The sequence below is a fragment of the Streptomyces sp. ActVer genome (assembly GCF_027270795.1).
GTDB classification, from domain to species: domain Bacteria; phylum Actinomycetota; class Actinomycetes; order Streptomycetales; family Streptomycetaceae; genus Streptomyces; species Streptomyces umbrinus_A.
Window position 1 is genome coordinate 1 of sequence record NZ_JAPWHT010000963.1, and the last position, 903, is coordinate 903.

Consider the following 903-nt stretch of genomic DNA (forward strand, 5'->3'; position numbering starts at 1 on the left):
ACCGCCCGATGACCGCGTAACCGGCACCGACGCCTGCAGCCCACCGCCCGCCCGTCAGCCGGCGGTCCACCGCCCACCGCCCCCCGCTCGACTCCCGCTCTTCAGCGTTCGTCCGTCCCCGCCCTCTTCGCCGTCGCCAGGGCGACCCGGTTCCAGGTGTTGATCGCGAAGATCAGTGCCAGCACCTGGGCCAGTTCCTTTTCGTCGAACCGGGCCGCGGCCTCGGCGTAGACGTCGTCCGGGACGCCGCCGTCGGCGACCAGGGTCACGGCCTCCGTCAGGGCGAGGGCCGCGCGCTCCTTCTCGCTGAAGAAGTGCGGTGCCTCGCGCCACACGGCGACCATGTGCAGCCGGTCCTCGGACTCGCCGGCCCTGCGCGCGTCGTTGGTGTGCATGTGGAGGCAGTACGCGCAGTGGTTGAGGTGCGAGGCGCGGATCTGGATCAGTTCGACGAGGGCGGGGTCGAGGCCCTCTCGGGCCGCGATGTCGAAGCCGACGAGGGCTCGGAAGGCCTTCGGAGCGGCCTTCGCGAAGTTGATCCGGGCGTTCTCCGCGGTGTGCGTCGTCGTGTGCGTCACGTGCGTCGTGTTCATCGTGTTCGTCGTCATGCATATGAATCTACGAGCCGGAAAGACCCCCTGTAGGGTGCATTTCCATGGCAGATTCATGGGTCAATTCTGCGGAGCGCATCGGTGCCGACCTGCATCTGGAACTGTCCGGTCCGGGTGGCCGCCGGGCCGCTCTGATCCGTGCCCTGCGCGAGGCGGTCCGCAGCGGGCGCCTCGCCCCGGGCACCCGGCTCCCTCCGTACCGCTCGCTCGCCGCGGACCTGGGCGTGGCCCGCAACACGGTCGCCGACGCGTACGCCGAGCTCGTGGCCGAGGGCTGGCTGACCGCGCGGCA

The 903-nt window shown here is 70.5% G+C and carries 2 protein-coding genes; one reads left to right on the forward strand and one right to left on the reverse strand.

The genetic code is table 11. From position 1 onward, the window contains the following. Nucleotides 1–101 precede the first annotated feature (101 nt). Nucleotides 102–593 (reverse strand): carboxymuconolactone decarboxylase family protein, encoded by a 492-nt coding sequence (locus tag O3Q52_RS53625; RefSeq protein ID WP_269655618.1) that lies wholly within the window; start codon nt 591–593, stop codon nt 102–104. A gap of 62 nt (nt 594–655) precedes the next feature. Between O3Q52_RS53625 and O3Q52_RS53630 the strand changes: the two genes are divergently transcribed. Continuing rightward, nucleotides 656–903 (forward strand): winged helix-turn-helix domain-containing protein (locus tag O3Q52_RS53630; protein WP_269655617.1); only part of this gene is annotated, 248 nt, incomplete at its 3' end.

Excerpts from the sequence above, each read along its gene's own strand:
- O3Q52_RS53625 (WP_269655618.1), bottom strand. The coding sequence starts at position 593 with ATGAACACGACGCACGTGACGCACACGACGACGCACACCGCGGAGAAC.